The organism is Pseudalkalibacillus sp. R45, assembly GCF_052246725.1.
Classification (GTDB): domain Bacteria; phylum Bacillota; class Bacilli; order Bacillales; family Fictibacillaceae; genus Pseudalkalibacillus.
Map to the genome: position 1 here is coordinate 839,130 of NZ_JBQQCL010000001.1, position 23,687 is coordinate 862,816.

Genomic DNA, 23,687 nt, shown 5'->3' on the forward strand with positions numbered 1-23,687 from the left:
TCGGTAAGGTTTTTCGTCGTGTGTAATAAAGCTTTTTACTCGTTGATAAATCAAGCTGTTGTTTTTTATAAGGAGGGGAGTGTGGTATCTACAAATAGAGAAAAAGCGGTGTGACAGGTCCCCCTTCCCTACACGATGAACTCCAGTAAAATCAAATACAGCATGCTGCAACATAAGAATAATGCCGTAAAGGATATGTTCCAATTTGATACTTTGAACGAATTGGTCTTCACGATACTCGACATCAACCCGATCGTCGCATTATAGGGTCCCATCAAGAATGCCGCTACCGCTCCAGCCAGCATGGAAACTGTCAGGACGTACGGCGAAATCCCCATGTTCTGTGGATTTAATGCTTCTGCCAGCAAAGCTAGTCCTACTGCAGGGTGCAGACCGGTAAAAGCGAGCGCCAATGGGATGAACGGCAAGAGTATGATGAATACCTCAATCCCAATCAAATCTTTCACAGTTCCGATCCCCGCATTCAATAATACATTCATATCGGAAAACTGGATTGCAGAGATGAAGAACCCTGCTGCAAGGAAAATAAAAAACTGTTCTTTCATTTTTAAGAGATGTGTTTGAAAATGATCCTTCAACCCAACTTTGAATTCCTTGGTTTTCTTTAAAAGCATTGTCCATCCGAGTGCAAACGGAATGACCAGTAATGACACCAGAATGATGAAGGAAAAGGGTAATTTCTGCTCTAAGATTGAAATCAAAACGTTGAAAATGATGATCGCAATGAAAATATGCGAGATTTTTCCTGAACGCTCTGGTTCTTCTCCCACCTCAGTCGAAGCTGCCATTTCATTCACAGCATACTCGACCTCCTTATGCCTCTTTTTCCTTGCGGTGAGTCTGCCCATATACCAATCGAGCAACAGCCCCATGATACTTAGCGGCAGCACATATGGTAGCATCGAAGCCCAGCTTACGCCTGTCATTTCGACTACAATTCCGACAATCGGCGTCACTGGTGCCCACATCAACGGCATCGCAAATCCATGTGTAATCGCACGACTCATGAATCGTTCCCTGTTTTGCAAAGGATACATGTTGGCGGCCGGTCGCATCGAATAGTAGGTCATCGGCAAGGTTGCCAGGTTCATGAATATGCTGAAAAAGTATGATATTCCTGAAGTCATCGAATACAACTGCCCCGATGTTTTGACATTTCTGCGAATGAACTTCTGGATTCCTTTTGCGTAATTTCCTAGCTTGATAGGTAACGCCAGTATTGGAACCATCGCAAAAAGTGTAAGCAAATTCAGCATCGGACCGAACGAAAGCAGCACTTCCTTCCACCCTGCACCGCTGTTGATCAAGATGAACAAGCCTGAGGTCAAGAAGATTCCCCCGAGTATTTTCACAAATCGAGGTACGATGAAAAAAGTCAGCGCAACAATGGCCAAGCTGACAGAAGAAATCAGAAATGTGACGTCCATCTTCGGAAAAACTTCTGATAGAATATATAAAAAGATTGCAATTGCACATAAAAGTTTAAGCATACCATCACCTGATTCCTGAAGTACCTATCATTTTATACTAATGGTATACATTTTACTAGGATTCTTTACGATTTTAAAATGAGAGCTATCAAAGTTGCAATTCTCATTTACGGAAGATTATCCTCAATAATGGCTTTATAGTAAGGTTTCAAGCCAATTTTAAGCATCTAATCCGATTCTTTATGGTATACCAAAATTAGAATTTTTAGATAATTTGAGAGTTTTCCGCTCGAAATTATGGTATTTGGTATACAATTTTATTGACAAGATAAAAACACCCGCCTATAATGAAATTAAATAAAACTTCATATTGATTTGTAGGAGGGAAAACCATGTTCAACTTTTTCTTCGGTTCAAAGAATGCGTTAGACAAAGCGAACCGTAAGCTATCCAGCCTAAAAAGAATACTAAAGTTCTAAAGAAAACTTGGCAAAGCCAAGCCTTAGGCGCAGGCTGAGCCTTTAGTTGCACTTATACTGAAGAAAGTATTTTATACTTTCTTTAAGTGAAAAAAATAGTAAACCCCGATTGTTGAGTAACCATCAACTTTCGGGGTTTTTATTGTTGTTACATCTTCACTTCAAGCTTTTCATCCGGTTGTGCTTTTGCGTCGTACTTTCCTTTGTTCATTTGCAAGAAGTAGTAGGCGCCGATCAGGAACCAGACAGCTACCATGATCCACTCGGCAGGCCATACGAGTGCTGCTGGCATTCCCGGCATGTAAAGGCTGATGAAACAAATGCTTAACACCAATGCGATCCAGCCGACAGCATTTCCTTTTCCTGCTCTGAACGGTCTGTCCATCCCAGGTTCTTTTTTCCGTAAAACCAGGAACGCGAGTGCAACCATGAAGTAAGCGACGACTATGCCAAGACCTCCTGCGTCAACGATCCAAACCAACGCTGGTCGACCCAACAATGGTGCCAGAACCGCCAGACCACCAATCGCCATGATCGCATTGGATGGCGTCTTGTACTTCGGATGCAAGAACCCGAACCACCCAGGCAGCATTCCCGATTTCGCCATCGCAAACACCACACGGCTTCCACCGATGATGAAGGCATTCCAGCTTGTGATGATCCCCGCTACTCCACCTAAAATCAAGATGTTCCCGAAGGTTTGCGAACCGAACGCCGCTGCCATCGCGTCCGCTGTGGCAAGTTCAGTGTTTGCGAGAGCCGTTTTATCGAGTGACAAGCCCACGCCTAAAGCGATCAACATGTAAAAGACAACCGCACATGCAACAGAGAAAATCAGTACTTTTCCGATTTGTTTGAATGGCAGGTTCACTTCTTCCGCTACCTGAGGGATGACGTCGAATCCAACGAACAAAAACGGAACCATTATGAGGACGGTCATGACGCCTCCAGCTCCACCAAGAAAATAGGGATCTAAGTTTGCGGAACTCCCCCCGACCGCCGACCCGAAAATCAACATGAGACCGATTCCGACGATGAGGATCGTCAAAACCATTTGTACCAAGACAGCCGGTTTAACTCCGAAATAATTGATGAGTGTGATGAAGATCGATCCTGCCATTCCGATCAGCACCCAGGTCAGATAGACGTCCCAGCCGGCAATCGTCCATAAATAGACGGCCTGGTAATCTGGTAAAATGTAATCGACGACTGTCGGCAATGCCACAGCCTCGAAGGTGACGACGGAGACATAGCCTAACGTGATCGCCCATGAAGCGATGAATGACGCCTTCTTTCCTAATGCCCTGTGGACATAAGCATGCTCTCCACCGACTTCCGGCATGGCGGAGGCGAGTTCCGAATACGTCAGCCCGACAAAAATGACTAATACGCCCCCAATGGCAAAGGCAAGGACTGCCCCCATCGATCCTGCTGAAGTGATCCACTCCCCAGATAGGACGACCCAGCCCCAGCCGAGCATCGCACCAATTGCGAGTACGAGAACATCCCACTGCGAAAGCACTCGTTTCATCTTGTTTTGTCCATCCACTTTTGACCACACTCCTTCAAATCAACTATTTTGTTTCCTAGAATAAGATTGCTATCCATTATATCAAAACAGTTGAAAAATTCAGAGTATTTCGGCGTTGCAAAATGGTTGTAGCGCCATTTTTCAAGCAGAAAAACGTAAGTAAGTCAAAATCCCTCAGCCATCATAGGACACACTTCGGGCGGAGAAAGACTATAGTCCGCTTTCTTTTTTCGACACCAGCTTATAGCCTATTGGGCCAATAATAAAGAAAATCCACCTTATTTCTTTCCATTAAAAACAGAATGGATCAGGTCCATTCTGTTTTACTTTAAATATAACTTTTTCCTAAATTGCTTTTACCATACCACCATCTACTAGCAAAGAGCTTCCGGTTACATATGTATTAGCCCCGGACACAAGGAAAGTGACGACTTTGGCGAATTCCTCAGGGTGACCATACCTTCCTAGAGGAATATTTTTCTTAGATGCTTCCTCTATGTCCTCCGTAGTGACACCCTTTTGTTCTGCTTTCATTTTATCAAGGAATGCTGTCCGATCGGTTGCGATACGACCTGGTGCTACCGTATTGACGAGGATGTTATGAGGTGCTAGCTCCTCTGCTAAACTTTTAGATAGACCGACAATCCCTAATCGGAACGTATTGGAGAGGATCAGTCCGGGTATTGGCTGTTTAATAGATGAAGACGCAACGTTAATGATTCTGCCACCATCTTTCTTCAAGTCTGGCAGCACTTCTCTTATGATCCGGATGTAACTTAATAGATTCAGCTCAAATGCATTTTGCCAATCTGCGTCCTCAAACTTCTCGAAGTTACCACCTGGTGGTCCCCCCGCGTTGTTTATCAAAATATCAATCTTACCGAATTCTTTTCTTGTTTTTTGAACAAGAGCGTTGATTTCCTCTCGATTTGTGATATCACATGGAAAATACGAAACTTTCCCTTTGCCCGAGTGTTCCATTTCATCTTTTGTTCGTTTAAGTTTCTCTTCACTACGGCTTGTAAGCATGACATTGACGCCTTCTTCTACTAGCTCAGCTGCAATCGCTTTACCGAGACCCTGACTTGAAGCCACCACAAGTGCTGTTTTACCGTTCAAATTCATATTCATTAAAAATTTCTCTCCTTTTATAGAAACTCTCAAGTAGTCTTATAATAGAGGATTGGGGCAACTAGATGACGGTGGACTCATCGAATCTAGCTTTTTTCACATTATTCATGACAAACTGAGGAAGCTCACCTTCATCAACCCTTTTTATATTTTGAAACGCCGTATGCAATACCCGATTCAACGTATCCCTTGTTCCAGCTCCAATATGGGGGGAAGCAATGAGATTCTCTAAGGTCAACAGAGGATTTTCGGGATTAATCGGTTCATTTTCCCATACATCCAATGCTGCTCCTGCAATTCGGTGTTCAACCAGGGCATCGTAAAGGGCACCCTCTTGTACGATTCCACCTCGGGAAACATTTATCAAAACCGCGTTGTCCTTCATCAGATTCAATTCCGTTTCACCGATCAACCCTTTTGTTTCTGGGAGTAGAGGTATATGCAAACTGATAATATCGGATTTTTGCAATACTTCCTCCATTGGTAGGTATTTTGCTTCCAACTGTTGTTCTTGTTCAGAAGTTGTACGAAATTTATCATAATAAATGATGTTCGTCCCAAACGCCTTCGACCTTTTTGCTGCTTCCCGTCCTATATTTCCAAAGCCGATGAATCCGTGTGTTTTTCCTTCCATTTCATAAGAAGATGGACGAAGCTCCCACATTAACCAGTTTCCATTCTTGGTCTCCTTATTGATGAGCGGAAGTTTCCTGTATAAAGCTAAAATGAGCAAGATCGTCAATTCTGCCACCCCGGTCGAATTCGCTCCAGGAGTATTACAAGCAGGGAGTTTATGATGTACTGCTGCAGGTAAATCGATATTATCCATCCCCACACCAGTCTTTTGGATGAATTTCGCTTTTTTCGCTTTTGAAAGGATTTCTTCTCCAATTTTCTTCGTAGCGACAAGCAGGTAATCTGCTTTAGGTAATTGCTCCTCACGTTCCTGTTCAGTCAACTCTTCCCAAAAGATCAGATCGAAACCAGTGGGCGTGTGGGTAAGCAATATATCTTTGAACTCATCAAACGTATCGTCAAAATAAAGGATTTTTTTCATTAGATTTCACCCCGATTTTATGAGCATTTATACATCCTTGACCAATTGCTCTACATTTTTTCTTCATTAGAATGGTCTGCCATAGCTGGTTTACCCGCTCCCCTTTTCTCCCACCATTTCATGAATAAAGGAGTAAATAGCGAGATGATCGTAAGTATGATTAACACGACGCAAATCGGACGACCGAGATAATAACTCAGCAAATCCCCTTTTGCCATCAGCATTGATTGCCTCATGCCATTTTCAGCAATCGGACCTAAGATCATCCCCAGAATGACAGGTGCAGGATGAAAGCCCGTTTTTCGCATAAAATATCCGATTACTCCAAAAATCACCATGATCCATACATCAAACATGTTATTGTTGATGGCATACGATCCAACCACACATAAGCCGATAATGATCGGTGCTAGGATGCTTTCTGATACACCTGAAATTTTAACGAACCATCTTGCTCCAGCAAGTCCAATCACCCCTAAGAGAATACTCGCTATAATAAACCCGATGATCACTGAATAAGTGATGTTCGCATTCGTCGTAAATAGCTCATGACCAGGAACCAGTCCTTGAATCATCAATCCGCCTAGAAGGACAGCTGTTGTCGAACTGCCGGGAATCCCTAAGGTCAACAGCGGAATTAGCGCCCCACCTGTTACAGCATTATTAGCTGATTCAGGTGCAGCAACCCCTTCAATACAGCCTGTTCCAAATTTCTCTTTGTTTTTAGAGAATCGTTTTGCCTCGTTGTAGCCGACCCATGAGCCGATATCCCCACCAGCTCCAGGGAGCATTCCGACAAAAGTTCCAATTCCTGAGGAACGTAAAATAGTCACCCATATGCTCTTGAATTCCTTCATTGTCGGTAACACTTTACCGGACATTTTATCTTTAGATATCTTTTGTTGTTTCGGTTTTCCACGATTTTCGGCTTGGATCATAACTTGGGATAAAGAAAATAGACCAATCATCGCTGGCACAAGTGAAACTCCTGATTCCAGGGAGATGCTTCCGAACGTAAAACGCGGATAGCCTGTAAGGATATCAACACCCACAGCGCCGATCAATAGGCCGACAATACCCGCCGTCAACCCTTTTGCCACCGATTTAGAAGCAAGGCTTCCGATAATCGTCAATCCAAAAACAGCAATTAAAAAATACTCAGGAGCACTGAAAGCTAATGAGATTCTTGAAAGAGGAGGAGCAAGAAACAGCAATGCTAGCGCACTGATTGTTCCTCCAATCATGGACGAAACAGTTGAAATTCCAATCGCTTTCGCACCTTGACCCTTCAACGTCATTTGATAACCATCCAAACTTGTTGCAGCAGAAGCGGGCGTACCAGGAGTATGAATCAATATGGCTGAAATCGATCCGCCATATAATGCTGATGTATAGATCGCTGTCAGCATTGTCAACCCAGCTACAGGTTCCATTCCGAAAGTGACTGGAATCAGTAGAGCAACTGCCATTGTCGCACTTAGGCCAGGTAAAGATCCTACAATAATCCCACCTACGACCCCCATGAGGATTGCCATAATCGTCTGAAAGGATAATAGATTATGTAATACTTCGTTAAATAGATCCGCACCCATATTTCTTCCACCTCCTAATCAAAGAAAATTCCTTTCGGCAGCTGAACATTCAATTGCATGACAAAAACAAGATAGATAAATAGATTCAAACCTCCGATTGTGAAAATATAAGTTTTCCAATCTTTGACTTTCATGAATCCCAGGAAGACTACCATGAATAAAACCGTTGCAGGAAAAAATCCGATTATACTTAACAAAAAGACATAGATGACAACGATCCCAAGGGTCACCAATGGGGATTTCAACATACCGAAACTTAATGGTTGTTCATCACCGCTATATTCTACACGCTCTTCTTTTCTTAAAGATTTTGTCTTTTTAATTCCGCTTAACAAAATGATGATCCCAAAACCCAAAAATAAGACTAGTAAGATTCGAGGATAATTGGCAGCTGCTTCAATCAAATCGAATGTTTTGTTGTAAAGGAAGATCGAAATTAAAATAATAACCAAACCAACATATAAATCCTGGTGAATTTTTCTGGTCACAGCAACTTTCCCCTTTCCTTTGGTTGAAGCTGGCTTCCAGGGTCAGGCATCTCCCGGAATTCCAACATAGCGGAATGCCTGATACCCTTTCAGCCAGTTTACTAAGTTACCAACCCATCAGATCGCTTAAGTCTTTGACAGCTTTTTCATCGTCTTTTAATAGTTGTTTGTATTCGTCTCCTTCTAAATATTCAACTTGCAATCCCATATCACCCATTTTTTTCTTTTGTTCTTCATTTTTAATTCCTTTTTCAAATGCTGCTCTAAGGATTTCAAGTTTTTCTGGGTCGATTCCAGCTGGTGCTGCCAATCCACGTGCAGACCAGGAATACACACCTTCATAGCCGCTCTCTTCCAATGTAGGGACATCTTCTAAGAAAGGTGATCTTTCTTTACCCATCACTGCAACGATTTTGATATCACCTTCTTTTTGAAGGGATGCCAACTCGCCAACATTTGCAAACAACACATCTACATGTCCGCCAAGAACAGATGCCTTACTATCTGCCGCCCCTTTATTATGGACAGCTTTGAATTTAGTACCGAATTTATCGTTCAACTTCAAAGATGCGTAATGATCATCACTTCCAACACCTGTAGAAGTTGCGGTCAATTCATTCTCTTTTGCATATTCAATCAATTCTTTAATGTCGGTGAACCGATCCTCATCGGCACGGATCGCTATTGCTCCTGGATCAACAACATGGTTGGCAATTGGAGCAAAGCTCTCCAAATTCTGTTTTCGGTTGAATTTAGGATCAAGATAACCAGTCATCAAATTAGGTGTATTAATATAGCCGATTGTATAACCATCTGGCTCTGCATTCGCCAATTCTGTCCATCCAACCCAGCCACCACCACCGGGTTTGTTGACCACATTCACTGTTACACCTAACTCTTCCTCAACATATGGCAATAATATACGCGCTCCAGTGTCAGTCCCCCCACCAGCTGAATAAGACACAATCACGTTTATCGGTTTATTAGGGAAATCGGACTTTGATCCATCTGATGAAGCTTCACCACTTGACTCCTGACCACCACTGTTACATGCTGTTAGTGCAAAAGTAAGCAACAGAACAAATATCATAGAAACTAATTTCTTCATTCTTCTTCCCCCTTGTAAAAATAGATTTTTGTAAAACAACCAGCTAAGTACACCCCTACCCTCCTTGTCATGTTTTTCCAATTAACCTAGTGTAAATGAAAACAATTGATCAATACATTGTCATGGGAGTCTTGTTATACAAAATTGTTCATCATGGCCTAATATTTCTGCTTTTACCTGTTTTCCTGAAGCGACCTCCACGATTTCCTGGTAGATTTTTTCTCCCATTTGTTCTAAGGTTTTCTTTCCTACCAATACTTCTCCAGCGTTGATATCTATGTTTTCTTTCATTTTTTCATAGGTACGATTATTACCTGTGATTTTAATGACAGGAACGCCTGGAAAGCCTGTAGGAGTCCCCCTCCCAGTAGGGAACAAAATCATTTGGGCCCCTGCAGCTACCTGACCAGTAGAAACTTCACCGTCATGTCCAGGTGAATCTAATAAGAACAATCCTTTACGGTTCGGCTGATGTCCATATCGGATGACACCACTGAAAGGGGCATTCCCTGATTTTTTCATGCTCCCCAGTGATTTTTCTACAACACTGGATAGCCCGCCATCATAATTCCCTTTTGATATGAGGTGGGTCCGCTCTTTGTTGCTTGAATTTTGACTCTGTCTTTGCAGCTTCTCCTCCGTGAGATTGATTGTTTCCCGAATTGAATCAGCGATTCTGTCATCGATTGCTCTTCTTGCAAGAATATCTTCTGTACCAATCAATTCGGTTATTTCACTTAAGATTGATGAACCCCCCTGGTCTACCAGCTTGTCGGAGGCATATCCCAACGCTGGATTTGCGATCAATCCTGAGGTCATATCCGAGCCGCCGCAATTCAGCCCGATCATCAGCTCACTCACTGGGAATTCTTCTCTCCCTTGTCTAGAAGCAATTTGCTGCATTTCACGTGCGATTTTGCTCCCTTTTTGGATGGCCGCTAAAGAATCTCCTTCTTTCTGAATCACCACTGTTTCAAGCATCTTTTGGGAAGGAGCGATACCTTCCGCCAGTTCATATGGGGAAAATCGTTCACAGCCAAGCCCGACAACCACCACACCTGCGAAGTTGGGGTTCTTTCCAATCGCAATCAATGTTTTTGCTGTGACTTCCAGGTCCTCCCCTACCTGACTGCATCCTACAGGATGTCTGAAATAGACGCTCCCGGGAACTTGATAGGCAATTCGCTCCGCAACTTTCGCCGAACAGAATACAGAAGGAATAATCGCAATTTGATTCCGGACCCCGACCTGTCCATCTTTCCGTGAATAACCCATGAATGTATCAACCATTACTTCCTCCCCCTTTCGCAGTACATGTTATGAGTGTGGACCCACTCCCCATTCTGAACAGGGCTGCTCATTTTTCCGATTTCTTCTCCATATTTTAAAGCGCTTTCATTTTCCTCAATGATTGATATAGCGAATTTATGGCCGAAGTGGATGTCATCATTGATTGTAATTATGTATTCATCCTCCCCAGAGCGAACAGTACATGGCTCGCCTTTTTTCAAATCTGTAAGAGCAACGGCTACATTATCTGATGGATGGATCACTAATGCTGATTTCACCTTTTGCGAAGTCGCTTCCACATCGAGTTCCTCCTTTTTTAAGAATGGATAGTCAGCTTTCTTGTCATTTCTTCCGTCTCGTCATAAGTGAGTGCATACTTGCCAACCATTTTGATCTTTTTTCCTTGTGCCTGCAGTTCTTCCAACACTGGTTTTGAAACGGAGACATGTTTTAAATGAAGCGTATTTGCGATTTGGACCATTTTCAGCTTGTCCCGTGCAAAGTCAGGACCTAGGCTTTGAATTGCTGTTTCAATCGCCGTTTTCTCTGTCCGATAGATCAAAGGGAGCATCGCCCGTTGCAGGTATGTACTTGTCAGTGCATTCGTATAAGTTGAGTTCCGATCAATTTTATCGACTAGCCGCTGGGTTGTGAAATCCGCCAACCCAATTCCTTGTGCATTGCCGAATGACTTATCTGCCAAATCTAGAATAACAAGCTTTTTGATATCAGGACTTTCTGGCTCTGGTACACCTTCGATTCTCCATCTTCCGATTATATTCGGGTCCATTCCTGTCCCACTGAAACACTTTCCCATTTCCTCGATGACCAATAGATCGATATCATCGATTGGTAGACTCGGCATCATACTTTTCGACCAATCAAGTAGCTCGGATTCCCTCTTGTGCCACTCCTCTTTACTGACTCCGATGATATCTGCAGTCTCGTCATAGCCATTTTCAATGATCGCCAGCCCCATCAGGATCGAACTATTTTCTATCGCAAATCTGGAAACGCTTTCAATATTTTCAGCCATTTGCAATGCACCATTGCTATGAACGAATGTTGCCCCTTTGATTTTCCCCAGTCCGATTGTCACCATCTTGCTTAAACCGCTCTCTACTTTTCCTCGAAAAGCAGTATGCGCTTTGACACGATTGACGACGATGATGCCATTTGCATGGTAGGCGTTCTTATCCATGTAAACTGGAGTGCCGTTCGGTGTATGACCGACTAACTCAACATCCATCGAAGAGCGGATCGGCGCCCCCACCACGTCTTCTGTAATCCCTAAATGCTTGAGCACTTCCAATTGCCCTTCAGCTGTCGCGCCCCCATGACTCCCCATTGCTGGCACCAAAAAGGGTTTGAATCCTAATTCTTTAACTGTGCTTACGATGGACTTGAGGATTTCCACAATATTCGTTATTCCTCTGCTACCAGCTGTTATGGCAATTTCGGCATTTGGTGGTAAACGATCTGATGATACATGTCTATTGATTTCTGTACGGGTTTTTTTATGTAGATCTTGAAGTTGAGGATCCGGAAAACATTGTTCAATTTCGATCATTTCAATCATACCCACAACTCCAATATGGCGAGTTTAGTTATTAAATTAATATGGTCTGACCAATAATACGAAAATTAAGAACTTCTCCTTTGAAGTTATTGTTATTTTATTATATTTCTGAAAATTTTGTCAACCTTGTTTTTAAATTTAAACAAATTATCTAATAATATATCTTTTTATTATGGATCCAGCAAATGTATTTTTATAATTTTCTGCAAATTAATGTAGTCTGTGCTAATATATTCGTAGGTTTAAAGTTTTCAAGCCTCTATTGGTCTTACCATAATATTAAAGTAACAAAAAGAAAGGAGTTTTTTATTGATGACTCAAAAAAAATCAGAGAAGCTTACCTCTTATGGAGATTCGGGATTCAGTACATTCATCAGACAAGCATTCAATCGGCATCTTGGTTTCGAGCCAGAAGATTTCGATAAACCTGTCATCGGAATCTGTAACACGAAGAGTGAAATCAATAGGTGTCATTCACATGTAGGGCCCATTGTAGATGCGGTGAAGAATGGTGTATTGATGGCTGGCGGCATTCCTCTTGAATTTCCGACCATTTCATTGGGTGAAATAAACACGAGTCCCACTACTATGCTCTATCGAAACCTTGCAGCTATGGATACAGAAGAAATGATTCGGGCACAACCAATTGATGGAGTCGTGCTGATCGGTGGTTGCGACAAGGTCACCCCCTCCCAATTGATGGGTGCCGCAAGCGCAGATATCCCTACAATCCTTATAACAGGCGGTCCGATGAATAACGGGGAATATCAAGGCAGGACATTAGGCGCATGCTCCGATTGCCGTTTCTTTTGGCAGGAATATCGAGGCGGTCAGATCGACGAAAAGAGCCTCGGTGAAATCAATGTTTCATTAGCGCCGACAGCTGGACATTGCATGGTGATGGGCAGTGCAAGTACGATGTCTGTGTGTGCTGAAGCTTTGGGTATGATGCTTCCCGAAGGCGCTGCGATTCCAGCCACCGACAACCGTCGGATGAAACATGCAGTCGATACAGGGAAAAAGATTGTAGAATTGGTCGAGAAGGAGATCACCCCTTCGAAAATCATGACTGAAAAAGCCTTTGAAAATGCTATTCGAGCCCTTATGGCTGTCGGGGGTTCGACAAATGCTGTGATCCACCTCATTGCAATAGCCGGTCGACTTGGTATTGAACTGCCTCTTCACCATTTTGATGACCTAAGCAGGACGACGCCAATGATTGCCAATCTGAGACCTGCGGGAGAATACCAGATGGAAGACTTCTTCAAAGCTGGAGGCACGCCTGCCGTTCTGAAGGAATTAAGGTCTCTCTTACACCTTGATGAGCTTACCGTAACTGGCAAGATTCTCCGGAATACGATTGATGCCGTTGAATTCTCCGAAGTGTACCGGCCGATCATATCATCTTTCGACCAGCCATTACATAAAGAAGGCGGTATTGCAGTATTAAAAGGGAACCTTGCGCCGGATGGAGCTGTCATCAAGCCGAAGGCAGCTTCTCCGGAACTATTGAAACACCGTGGAAGAGCTGTCGTTTTCACCTCCACACTAGATCTCGAAAAACGTATTGATGATCCTGATTTGGATATACAACCAGATGACATCATGGTGCTGCAAAATACTGGCCCTGTCGGGGCTCCCGGAATGCCTGAAGCTGGAATGCTGCCGATTCCTCCAAAACTTCTGAAACAAGGGGTACGTGATATGGTGAGGATTTCCGATGCCAGGATGAGCGGAACAGCTTTTGGTACAGTCATCCTTCACGTAGCCCCTGAAGCGGCAGCAGGTGGTGTGATTGGATTGGTTAGAACAGGAGATATAATCGAATTGGATGTTGAAAGCAGGAAATTGGAACTTCTCGTTCCAGATGAAGAGCTTGAAAGAAGGAGAAATAATCGGGAAGCACCGATCCTTGCCGAACGGGGTTATACGAAATTGTTCCAACAACATGTCATGCAAGCAGATAAAGGATGCGATTTCGACTTCTTGCTTCCGATTACAAAGAAAGTCCCTATGGAGTCAAATTAACGAAAAATTCCCCGTTTTCAACCGATTCAGTTTTTTATCGGCAGATTTGAACGATATATAGTTCCACATGAAAAAGACCGGTGTGATCGATCACCCGGTCTTTGCTTTATCTAAAGTTACTCACCTTCAAATCCTTCACTTGATTGGTGAGTTTTTCAAATCCATCAATATGGCATTCCACAACATCCCCATCTCTGATGACGACAGCTCCAGGCGTCCCTGTTGAAATGATATCACCTGGTAACAATGTCATGACTTTTGAGTGGAAAGACACTAAATGCCATGGACGGAAAGTCATATTCGAAACGACATTTTTCCGATGCAATTCCCCGTTGATGACAGTTGATACATTCAAATCATGAACTTCGTCAACTTCATCTGGCGTGACAAGCTCAGGACCGAAACTGAAAAATGTATCGAAACTCTTCGATCTGGTCAAATAACGTGGGTTATGCTCCAGGATGTCTTCTGCCGTCATATCGATGATCGTGGTAAACCCTGCGATCACTTCATGCGCTTCCTCTTCGCTTACGTTCTTGCACTCTTTTCCGATAATGACGCCTAATTCAGCTTCCGCCGTCGTACGATCCGACTGATGTGGGATTTTGATCGTATCGTTCGGGCCGATGATAGTCGTATCAGGCTTCATGAAACTTGCAGGCTCTGTATTCGGAGCCTTTTCACTCAAATCAGAGGCATGTTCCACATAATTCAAGCCGATTCCCCAGATTTTCCGTGGATGTCTATATAATGGAGCATATTCGATTTCACTCTTCGGGATGATTTCATGGAATTCGCTCAATTGGTTTCCTTCACTTTGGTACCATTCCTTCATACGGTTGAGCTGCCCGGATTGGATGATTTCGAAAAGTGTAGTGGCCCAACTCGAATTCGTATTCCGGTTAAGGGATTCGACAAGGATAGCCCCTTCTTCGATAATGATCGCTGCTTTTTCCTGTCCATATCTTTTAATCGTTGCTAATCTCATATTGCCCTCTCCTTTTCCTCTTTTTTATCATTTTGGTATTTCCGTCAATAAACGCTCGTTTACATGATATTGTTTTGCTACGTTTATAAGCTCATTACGGATCTCTTTCGATAGAGGAATCCCTTTCTGTTCTCGATCCTGTCGAGTCTCCATTTCAATTTCACCTGGTAGGTAGATTTTTTCAACACCCTCCATCAATGGGATCTCCTTTATTTCATGAATCATTTGATCGATTCTCATTTTAAATTCTTCAATCCGCTGGAATAAGTCGGCTCGCATGACCAGGAAGAATTGCCCTACATTTTGTGTATGACCCAATTCATTGTATAGATCACCGATAAAAGGACCGAATGCTGCACCAGTGAAAAGGCTTGATAACACTTCAACCAAAAAGGCGATTCCATATCCCTTATGGCCCCCGACCGGAAGAACGACACCTTTCAGTGCTTCATCGGGGTTTGTCGTCGGCACCCCATCAGGTGATAACGCCCACCCTAAAGGTATTTCTTGATTATTCTTTTGGGCAAGAATGATCTTTCCCCGTGCTACTGTACTTGTCGCCATATCGAATAAAATGTTGTTTTCATTTCCGGCTGGTACACTAAAAGCGAATGGATTCGTCCCAAAAAAGCGATCTTTCCCTCCCCATGGTGGCATGTTGGAAGGCGCATTGGTCGTTGCGATAGCAATACAATCATTCTTTACAGCTTCATTCACATAATCGGCTAACATCCCGCAATGATTTGAATTGTGGATCCCCACTATCCCTACTCCGGATTCCTTTGCTTTATTGATGGCAATCTCCATTCCGTATTCAGCAACAGGGATTCCAGAACAATTTTGCGCATCAATCAACGCACTTATAGGTGATTCCCTCGTAATGACTGGTTCGAATGTTTTATTTACTAGACCTAAATCAAGACGTTTTGTATAAATTTCAACACGATTCACACCATGAGAATCAACCCCTCTTGAATTGGCAAAAACAAGATGCCTTGAAATGGATTTGGACTGTCTTTCATCAAGGCCGGAAGCAATGAAGATTTCCTTTACGAACTTTTCCAAGATATCTTTTGGGATTCGCTCTTCTCCCAAACTAGTCAATAAACTCACATCCTTTCTTCTGTAATACATCATCTACCCACTTCCGGTCCCAATTACCTTGATAAATGGATCGGATGATTTCCTGCTCATTTTTCAACACTTCAGTCGCGTTCTCCAATACTTCAGAAGCGTCACCTTTTGGAATGACCATCACTCCGTCATCATCAGCAACAATGACATCGCCGGGAGAAACAGGGACGTTGCCACAACTGATCGTCGTATTGATCTCTCCAGGACCTTCTTTATATGGACCCCTAGGTGTTCCACCTTTTGCAAAGACAGGAAACCCCATTTCGGCGATTCCAGTCAAGTCTCTTACAGGTCCATCTACGATATAACCAGCAATTCCTTTGATTTTTGCATAATGGCACATGATTTCACCTAAAATGGCATTCCCCATGTCCCCACAGGCATCAATCACAATGATGTCGCCAGGTTTGGCGAGATCCATCGCTTTATGTACAAGCAGATTATCTGATGGATGAGTACGAACAGTGAATGCGCTTCCAAAAATGTGGATACCAGCATGATTGACCGGTTTGATTGAATGGTCCATCGCCCACTGCCTTCCCATGACATCCCCGATATTGGGTGTTGGAATATCTTTGAACCTTTCTAAAATCTTAGGATCGACACGTTCAAAGTCTTGTCTTATACGGAACCCTACATTTCCCATAAAAATCCTCCTTTGGCTTCGTTAATATTTTATTATGGTCTGACCAATATAACAAAAAGAACCTGAAAATCAGATTCTTTGTTATCGATTTCGGTGTGCCCAGATCTTTCGTTCGTTTTGATCGAGATGATAGCGCATTGCCTCTGATGCTGCCTTTGGATCGCGTTTTTTCAAGGCTTGCACGATTTTTTCATGTTCCTTATACCCTTCTTCAAACCGACCAGGCACTTTAGCCGATTGAAGTTTACTGACTTTTATCCCTTCTTCGAACTTTGTAGATACTTTATCAAAAACATCTTTATAAATTGTGTTGTGTGAAGCGAGTATGATGGAATAGTGAAACATGTAATCCTCTTCGATACCTAATTTCCCTGATTTATGTGCCTCGATTTGTTTTTGGTGGGCTTGGATGATCATATCTAATTCTTCTTCTGTAGCTCTTACAGAAGCAAGAGCCGCTGCTTCCACTTCAATCCCTCGGCGGAATTCAATGATTTCTTGTAATTCTTTCCGATCGAGCAGATTATTCGTAACTTTTTTAGCAATGGATTCACCATGAAGGTCTTTCAAGAAAATCCCTGCTCCAGACCTCTTTTCGATAATACCATTCGCATGAAGCACACTCATAGCTTCTCTGACAGCAGTCTTACTCACTTGGAACAATTCCGACAATTCATTTTCTGATGGAAGTCTTTCTCCAGACTGAATCCCTTCTTCGTGTATGTACTCTTCAATCGCCAGGATGATTTCCTCGAACAACCGCTTTTTCTTTATAGGTTTCAACGCCATTTCATCACCATTTTTTATATAAATTATACTCAGGTTTATTTTATTATGGTCTGACCAATAATAATACCCTTAAGGAAATAGTAATGAATTTTGTAATTTCAGTCAACACCTATTTATCTATTTTTCGTTCATCTGGTTTGTTAAACTATAACTATTAATTCTGAAAAAGACGGTGATCCATTATGGCAAATAACTATCAAATCCGCTCAGTCCCACGGATGTTTGAAGAAGTCATCAACCAAATCATTACATATATCCACGATGAAAAACTTGAAAAAGGGGCAAAACTTCCTCCAGAAAGAAAGTTGAGTGAATTGCTTGCAGTCAGCCGTTCCTCTGTCCGTGAAGGGCTTCGAATATTAGAGCTTTTAAAGTATTTAGAATCGAGACAAGGTGGTGGAACGTTTGTTTCTGCTCCCCCGCCGTTTTTGATTCCATCTCGGATAATACGACAGGAATTAGAACAGGAAACATTGGATAATTATTTGGATATCGCTTTGATGAATGCAGAAAAAATCATTTTATTGACCATTGATAAAGAAGTTTCAATAAGCCTTACAAGAAGTGATAATCATGGATTCTGGACTGAGTTTTCAAAATGGGTGAATGAACTTGGAAAGCATTTAGAGAATGCTTATTACCTTCACCTATGGAACAATATTCATCATCTACTAACGGAAAACAGATACCTCGAAAATCTGACCATTTCCACAACGATCGATGATTTGAAAATCGCATTTTATAAAAAAGATAAGGCGACTTTAACAGCTTTCTTTAATTCATTCAGTGGATGACGTATACGAATGTTGTTCCGATGATGAACATCATCAAGAGATAAACACCATTCCATTTAAAACCGACAAGAAGTCCAGATCGTTTCAAAGAATTACTGACAAGCAGGTTCAATGGATTCACCGGGCTCAAGACTGCTCCCATCGACCATGAAATCATGATAAGTAAAGCGATGACCTCTGGTCTAGTTCCGATGAAAGAAGGTTCAATCTGTGTCACAAGTGTCGTGACAACTACGATCTGGTGAATTCCGATGAAAGACAGGATTACGATGATTCCCATTACCGTCAAGCTGAATAAGAGAAAAGAGGTTGAGGCTACCATGTTCAAGAATTGCTTGATCCAGGACGCTATGATCGTACCCTCCAGTGCTTTTCCAAAAAAGCCTGCACTGATGAACAAGACGATTTCGTTATTCATCCTCGGTAACGATGCTTGTTTATAATTCACGAATAGTTGCTCTGCATCTCTCCATTTATGTTTTACTATAGACCAAAGTAACGGATACATGATCGACATCAGACTGACCAGGAACATCATCGGCCATTTTGTAAGAAACTCCAGTAAAAATATCGACCCCATCAAGAGTAGGATGATCAGTAATAACTGAGTTATTTTCGCTTGTTGTTCCAGATTGTTGGTTTCTACTGTATCTGCCTTTTTTAACAGGTCCCCGCTGTGATGTTTATTTTTAAGATATAATCCGAACAGAAGGTTTCCTGCGATCAATTGGATGATCGCCATTGATAATCCTAAAGGGAGATAGTCCAATATAGGGATTTTCAAGTAATACAAAACCAATGCGACGGAAGCAAAGTAAGGCGACCACAAAATAACAGTTGAAAATCCTACAAGATAGGATTTTGCCAGAAACACAGGAGATAATTTGATATTCTTGATCGTTTCGTGTAGAATCCGGATCGAACCTAGATTCAATACCGGTCCAAGAAGAAAGATGATGAGGGAGATACTGCCGAACAGCTTTTTCTTACTGGCCATCATTTTTTCGAGATAAAACCGTACCGTATTAAAATATCCACCAATTTTGAGCGGGATTGAAATCAATGGAACCAGCATGACTAAAATCAAGATCGGCAGGTTTGTTGTCACACCATTCACAAAACCATCTAAGCCTACCCCTTTTGATATGTAAAAAATGATCCCAGAGATGAACATCAATACCGAAAAAATCCGAGGCGTGGAATTAGAATGCTGTAGGCTTAATAAAAAAATAACGACACTTAAACCCGCTAAGAAGATTTGAAAGTTGAACGAATGGACAAAGAAGTTCACGAAGTAAACGAAACACATCGCCAAAATCAGGTTGCTTTTCATTTGAAAAGAAGAGTTCACTTGATTTTGAACCTGAGGATGAGGCATCTTCATTCCACCTTTGTATCAAATTGGAAGAGATAAATAGAATGATAGTATGAAAGGTTTTTCAATTCAAGATTTTCGACTCACGAAATAATAAACGCCCATTTTGAACCTTCGAGTATGGAAGGTTCAAAATGAGCGTTTATTTTTTTATAGGTTAAACGACTACGTATTCGGGTTTTTCATTTTTCAATGATTTGATCAAGTTATCAGCTGCGACGTTTGCCATCTTCAATCTTGTTTTGATACTGGCGCTTCCGATATGCGGTAGAGTGACCACATTCGGAAGTGTGAGGAGTGGGTGATCGAGGGGGATGGGTTCTTGTTCAAAAACGTCGAGACCTGCTGCCCAAATCTTGTTATCTTTCAACGCATTATACAACGCTTCTTCATTAACGATTCCCCCACGGGCTGTGTTGATCAAGATGGCTGTACTTTTCATGAGGGAAAGTTCTTTTTCATCAATGAGATCATGGGTCTCTTTTGTATATGGGGTGAGGACGCATATAAAATCAGATTTTTTCAATAACTGATCCATACTTACATAAGTGATACCGTACTTTTTCTCCGCCTCTTGTTTTCGAGACCGGTTATGATAGACGACATTCATACCGAAACCAAATGCACGTTTGACCACTGCTTCGCCAATCCGTCCCATTCCGATAATCCCTAAGGTCGCTCCATATATATCCTGTCCTGTCAATTGCATAGGGGACCAGGTTTTCCACTCGCCATCCCTTAGATAAGAGGAGCTTTCTACGATCCTTCGAGCAGTTGCCATCATCAATGCAAATGTCAGATCTGCTGTCGTTTCAGTTAAGACTCCGGGTGTGTTCGTCACCGTGATCCCTTTTTCTTTTGCCGATTGGATATCGATATTGTTATAACCGACAGCCAAGTTACTGACTACTTTCAAGTTTTCTGCTTTTTCTAATAGGGTCTTATCGATCGTTTCCGTTAGTAAACAGAACAGGCCATCGATTTTCTGAATCTTCTCCTCAAGAACACTTCTGGGAACCGGTGTATCTTCTTCCGGCCACATCTCGACTTCACAAGTTTCTCTTATTTTTTCTACGATCTGGTCGTCTATTTTTCTCGTGATGTAAATGGTAGGTTTCATGTGGTAGCCTCCTTTGTTTATGATAGTTGTGGAAAGAACTAAACTAGATACGGATACTTGGAAAAGTGATTTTTAAAAAGAAGAATAGCAGACCACCTTTTTAATTGCAATAGTTTTCTGTATTTTCTAAAATTTATATTGAAAAAACCAAAAGGATTCATTCCCTTCTGGTTTATATTTTTCTTATGTTTTACGTATGCATCAAATCGCTCTGTAATGCCAGACTCCATCTTTCATTTCTTTCGTCACCTTCTCATGAGCTTCAAGATAATCCAGATGCCCGATGACTTCAGACATGACGAGTGAGAATTGGCTTACGTACTTGCTGCGATACATCGTTTGACCGAGTTCGCTCGCAGTCTCGACTCCATTTTTCACATGATCCAACACCTTGTCGGCTTTTCTCTTAATACCATCCAGCCTGATCTCAATCAGATCTTCAGGGTTTTCGATCAGTTCTCCGTGTCCAGGAAAGACAACCTGAATATTGTAGGCGCGTAATTTTTCCAACGACTTTTCGAGCTCAAGTACAGTCTTGATACGATTCCCTTCACGATCCGGCTCGACAAGGGCGTTACTTGAAATATGGTCAAGCAAGAGATCTCCGCCAAACAACCATTCCCGCTCCCGATCCAGGAAAACCAAATGGTCAGGTGAATGCCCTGGTGTAGGGATCCGCTCTAGACCAGCAATCGGATCATGCCCAATAGGCGTCAGGTCAGCTTGGATCCTCTTTTTGTCATGATTTTCGAAGGCATCTTCTAACTTTTGGATCTGCTTCTCTCCTGCCTCACCGCATCCCATCTCCTTATATAAACGCGCAAAAAACTCAATTCTCATACGGAAAAAGTCCTTGTCTCTTTTTAAACGATGAATCGCCTTTTCAGGAACATACACTGGAATATCCCGCCTGGCCACAATACGATCGACCAGCCCAACATGGTCCTCATGATTATGAGTGATGATGATCCGGTCCAAATCTTTAATTGAAAAATCCTGGCAACGGATGGATTCGTGGAAAGCTTCCCAGCACTTTCCGGAGTTGATTCCTGCATCAATCAGCGACAGGCGTCCCTCTTCTTCTACCAGGTAAAAATTGAAGGAAGCAAGGTCTGAGCTAGTCGGAACCATGATCGGATGCACGGTCCGGTCGTTGTCTTGAATTTCTTCTGCCATTATGTACACATCCTTAGCACGTACTCTATCCATTACTCTATACCATTTAAGGCCGATATTTCCACTTTCAAACATAATCCCAGAAAATTCGTATGGACTTCTAGAAAAAATTCGTTTATTCCAGAAAAACAGCTTCGAATCCTAGACATTTTTAATTAATTCTAGAATTTTTAGCCATAGGCCTAGAAATTAGTAATGATGTACTATCAAAAACAACCACCCATTACGGGCAGCTGTCTCCAAATTTATTCTTTTATCCAAACGAATTCATACGGTCCAAGCTTCAGGTTGCCGTCAACTGTTTCGCCACTCAACAGATCGGTTCCGCGAACGCCTGCGTCAACAGTCGTTTCCTGACTGGCCAGGTTCACGACAAAATAGACGCTGTCACCTTCTCCAGTCCGTTTTAACGCAAATACTTCTTCACCAAGATCCAGAACTTCTTGCTCTGCATACGGTGAAAAGGCTTTTTCCTTTTTCCGCACCTGGATCATTTCAGACATTCGGTTAAAAATCTGAGCGCGTCGCGGACTGGTTTCAAGCTCTTCCTTCAGCTGGGTCACTTCGAGTTTTTCACGGTTGATGCGGCGGTTTATGCCCGACGCTTCGAGGCCCTCATAGTCATTCCGCGATCCGAACAGCGAATGATAGTAGATCGCCGGCACACCAATCACCGATAGCAGGATCGAATGTGCAGCAAGCGTCTTCTGGATCTGCTGTTCTTCAGACACATCTTCGTCCTTGTTCACGAGTGCATCCGCATAATTGATGTTCAGCTCATAAACCGACTGGGTGCCGTCCGGGTTTGATTTATAGGAAACCTTCCCGCCGTTCTCCTGAACCTTGTCGACAAGCATCTGTTTTTCATCTTCACTCAAAATGCCTTCTGTTGGACGCATACCGATGCCGTCGTGACTCGCCAGGAAGTTGAAGTATGTCGCTTTGTCAGACACCTTCCCAATTGTTTTCGCCCACTCCGTCAATGTTTTACCGTTGTGCGTGGTTAACGCATGAAGCACAAGTGGCGGCAGTGAAAATTGATAAACCATGTTTGCTTCCTTCTCACCGTCACCGAAATAGCTGATGTTCTCTTTATGCGGCACATTCGTCTCTGTGATGATCTGCGTGTTCGGCTTGAAATACTCCAGAATCAAGTTCCACATCTGGATGATCGCATGTGTCTGCGGCAAGTGGATGCAAGACGTACCCGACTCCTTCCACAGGAAACCGATCGCATCAAGACGAATGCTTGTCCCGCCTCTATGCGCGTACATCAAAAGGATATCCGTCAAGTCGACGAGAACCGGAAAATACGCAACATTCACATCGACCTGGTCTTTACTGAAGGTCGTCCATGCCGTTTTCGTTCCATTTTTCCCTTCGTACTCATGGAAAAGCGGTGAAGTCCGCGGGCGCACGACTTGCGATGCATCAAACTCTGGATCGTGCGGAACGAAATATTCCTTATACTTCGGGTCCTCCTGCAGATAACCCTGGAACCAGTCGCTTGATTGCGAGATGTGGTTGGCGACGAAATCGAACATCAGACGGAAGTCCTTTGACATCCCTTCGATTTCCGACCAGTCTCCGAGCTTTGGGTTGATTTCACGGTAATCCGTCACCGAAAAACCGTCATCCGACGTGTACGGGAACATCGGGAGCAAATGGACGTCGCTGATGATGCGCTTCGCCTTTTCTTTTAAAAACCCATGAAGCGTCTCAAGCGTTGGCTTCCCATCCTCATAGATGCTATCGCCATACGTGATCAGATAGACCGTCTCTTCCGATGGCTTTTCTGCCTCTGTCCAGTCCTGCCCTTCCCACTTCTCAAAGAGTGCTTCGATCTGTTCAAGATATTCTGGTTTGTAATCCGAGCCGTAGATGAAACGGATTTTCTCTTCTAGCTTCTGTAATAGCTCTTCCCTGTTCAT

Annotated in this window: 20 protein-coding genes; 2 read left to right on the forward strand and 18 right to left on the reverse strand. The window is 42.8% G+C overall.

Annotated features, from left to right (window positions below; genetic code table 11):
- Positions 1-128 precede the first annotated feature (128 nt).
- From ACTWQL_RS04055 to ACTWQL_RS04100, 10 genes are all read right to left on the reverse strand, one after another.
- Positions 129-1,511, reverse strand: coding sequence for a hypothetical protein (locus ACTWQL_RS04055; RefSeq protein WP_443141129.1), 1,383 nt, complete (start codon positions 1,509-1,511; stop codon positions 129-131).
- A gap of 567 nt (positions 1,512-2,078) precedes the next feature.
- Positions 2,079-3,461: an APC family permease gene (locus tag ACTWQL_RS04060; protein ID WP_443141471.1), complete on the reverse strand. Its 1,383-nt coding sequence runs from the start codon at positions 3,459-3,461 to the stop codon at positions 2,079-2,081.
- 345 nt (positions 3,462-3,806) lie between these two features.
- The gene (locus tag ACTWQL_RS04065) at positions 3,807-4,592 is read right to left on the reverse strand and encodes an SDR family oxidoreductase (protein WP_443141130.1); all 786 of its coding nucleotides are present in this window, start codon (positions 4,590-4,592) and stop codon (positions 3,807-3,809) included.
- A gap of 61 nt (positions 4,593-4,653) precedes the next feature.
- A complete protein-coding gene (locus tag ACTWQL_RS04070) occupies positions 4,654-5,649 on the reverse strand; it encodes a 2-hydroxyacid dehydrogenase (protein ID WP_443141131.1) in 996 nt (331 codons plus the stop codon).
- A 50-nt stretch (positions 5,650-5,699) separates the two neighbouring features.
- A complete protein-coding gene (locus tag ACTWQL_RS04075; protein WP_443141132.1) occupies positions 5,700-7,241 on the reverse strand; it encodes a tripartite tricarboxylate transporter permease in 1,542 nt (513 codons plus the stop codon).
- A gap of 14 nt (positions 7,242-7,255) precedes the next feature.
- Positions 7,256-7,729 carry a tripartite tricarboxylate transporter TctB family protein gene (locus tag ACTWQL_RS04080; RefSeq protein ID WP_261131629.1) on the reverse strand — a complete coding sequence of 158 codons (474 nt, stop codon included), beginning with the start codon at positions 7,727-7,729 and terminating at the stop codon, positions 7,256-7,258.
- A gap of 106 nt (positions 7,730-7,835) precedes the next feature.
- A complete protein-coding gene (locus ACTWQL_RS04085; RefSeq protein ID WP_261131627.1) occupies positions 7,836-8,837 on the reverse strand; it encodes a tripartite tricarboxylate transporter substrate binding protein in 1,002 nt (333 codons plus the stop codon).
- Between the two features lie 120 nt (positions 8,838-8,957).
- On the reverse strand, positions 8,958-10,127 hold the full coding sequence (locus tag ACTWQL_RS04090) for a UxaA family hydrolase (protein ID WP_443141133.1): 1,170 nt from the start codon (positions 10,125-10,127) through the stop codon (positions 8,958-8,960).
- Positions 10,127-10,426 (reverse strand): UxaA family hydrolase, encoded by a 300-nt coding sequence (locus ACTWQL_RS04095; RefSeq protein ID WP_443141134.1) that lies wholly within the window; start codon positions 10,424-10,426, stop codon positions 10,127-10,129. The genes ACTWQL_RS04090 and ACTWQL_RS04095 overlap by 1 nt, the downstream gene beginning before the upstream one ends.
- Before the next feature lie 17 nt (positions 10,427-10,443).
- On the reverse strand, positions 10,444-11,706 hold the full coding sequence (locus ACTWQL_RS04100) for a lactate racemase domain-containing protein (protein WP_443141135.1): 1,263 nt from the start codon (positions 11,704-11,706) through the stop codon (positions 10,444-10,446).
- 312 nt (positions 11,707-12,018) lie between these two features.
- Between ACTWQL_RS04100 and ACTWQL_RS04105 the strand changes: the two genes are divergently transcribed.
- Positions 12,019-13,734, forward strand: coding sequence for an IlvD/Edd family dehydratase (locus ACTWQL_RS04105; protein WP_443141136.1), 1,716 nt, complete (start codon positions 12,019-12,021; stop codon positions 13,732-13,734).
- Positions 13,735-13,840: 106 nt separating this feature from the next.
- Here the strand turns inward: ACTWQL_RS04105 and ACTWQL_RS04110 are convergent, their stop codons facing one another.
- The 4 genes from ACTWQL_RS04110 to ACTWQL_RS04125 form a co-directional block, all read right to left on the reverse strand.
- Positions 13,841-14,722, reverse strand: coding sequence for a fumarylacetoacetate hydrolase family protein (locus tag ACTWQL_RS04110; RefSeq protein WP_443141137.1), 882 nt, complete (start codon positions 14,720-14,722; stop codon positions 13,841-13,843).
- A gap of 27 nt (positions 14,723-14,749) precedes the next feature.
- Positions 14,750-15,826 carry an Ldh family oxidoreductase gene (locus ACTWQL_RS04115; RefSeq protein ID WP_443141138.1) on the reverse strand — a complete coding sequence of 359 codons (1,077 nt, stop codon included), beginning with the start codon at positions 15,824-15,826 and terminating at the stop codon, positions 14,750-14,752.
- Positions 15,819-16,502, reverse strand: a complete 684-nt coding sequence (locus tag ACTWQL_RS04120; RefSeq protein WP_443141139.1) for an RraA family protein — start codon at positions 16,500-16,502, stop codon at positions 15,819-15,821. The genes ACTWQL_RS04115 and ACTWQL_RS04120 overlap by 8 nt, the downstream gene beginning before the upstream one ends.
- 81 nt (positions 16,503-16,583) lie before the next feature.
- Positions 16,584-17,291 carry a FadR/GntR family transcriptional regulator gene (locus ACTWQL_RS04125; RefSeq protein WP_443141140.1) on the reverse strand — a complete coding sequence of 236 codons (708 nt, stop codon included), beginning with the start codon at positions 17,289-17,291 and terminating at the stop codon, positions 16,584-16,586.
- Between the two features lie 182 nt (positions 17,292-17,473).
- On the opposite strand from ACTWQL_RS04125, the gene ACTWQL_RS04130 reads away from it, so the two are divergent.
- Entirely contained in the window at positions 17,474-18,085 is a 612-nt protein-coding gene (locus ACTWQL_RS04130) for a FadR/GntR family transcriptional regulator (RefSeq protein ID WP_443141141.1), read from the forward strand.
- Here the strand turns inward: ACTWQL_RS04130 and ACTWQL_RS04135 are convergent.
- The 4 genes from ACTWQL_RS04135 to ACTWQL_RS04150 all read right to left on the reverse strand — a co-directional run bounded on the left by ACTWQL_RS04135 (position 18,075) and on the right by ACTWQL_RS04150 (position 23,687).
- On the reverse strand, positions 18,075-19,463 hold the full coding sequence (locus tag ACTWQL_RS04135) for a hypothetical protein (protein ID WP_443141142.1): 1,389 nt from the start codon (positions 19,461-19,463) through the stop codon (positions 18,075-18,077). The two genes, ACTWQL_RS04130 and ACTWQL_RS04135, sit on opposite strands and share 11 nt — an antisense overlap.
- Positions 19,464-19,617: 154 nt before the next feature.
- Positions 19,618-20,580 (reverse strand): 2-hydroxyacid dehydrogenase, encoded by a 963-nt coding sequence (locus ACTWQL_RS04140; RefSeq protein WP_443141143.1) that lies wholly within the window; start codon positions 20,578-20,580, stop codon positions 19,618-19,620.
- A 201-nt stretch (positions 20,581-20,781) separates the two neighbouring features.
- Entirely contained in the window at positions 20,782-21,756 is a 975-nt protein-coding gene (locus tag ACTWQL_RS04145) for an MBL fold metallo-hydrolase (protein WP_443141144.1), read from the reverse strand.
- A gap of 245 nt (positions 21,757-22,001) precedes the next feature.
- On the reverse strand, positions 22,002-23,687 hold the full coding sequence (locus ACTWQL_RS04150) for an alpha-amylase family glycosyl hydrolase (protein WP_443141145.1): 1,686 nt from the start codon (positions 23,685-23,687) through the stop codon (positions 22,002-22,004).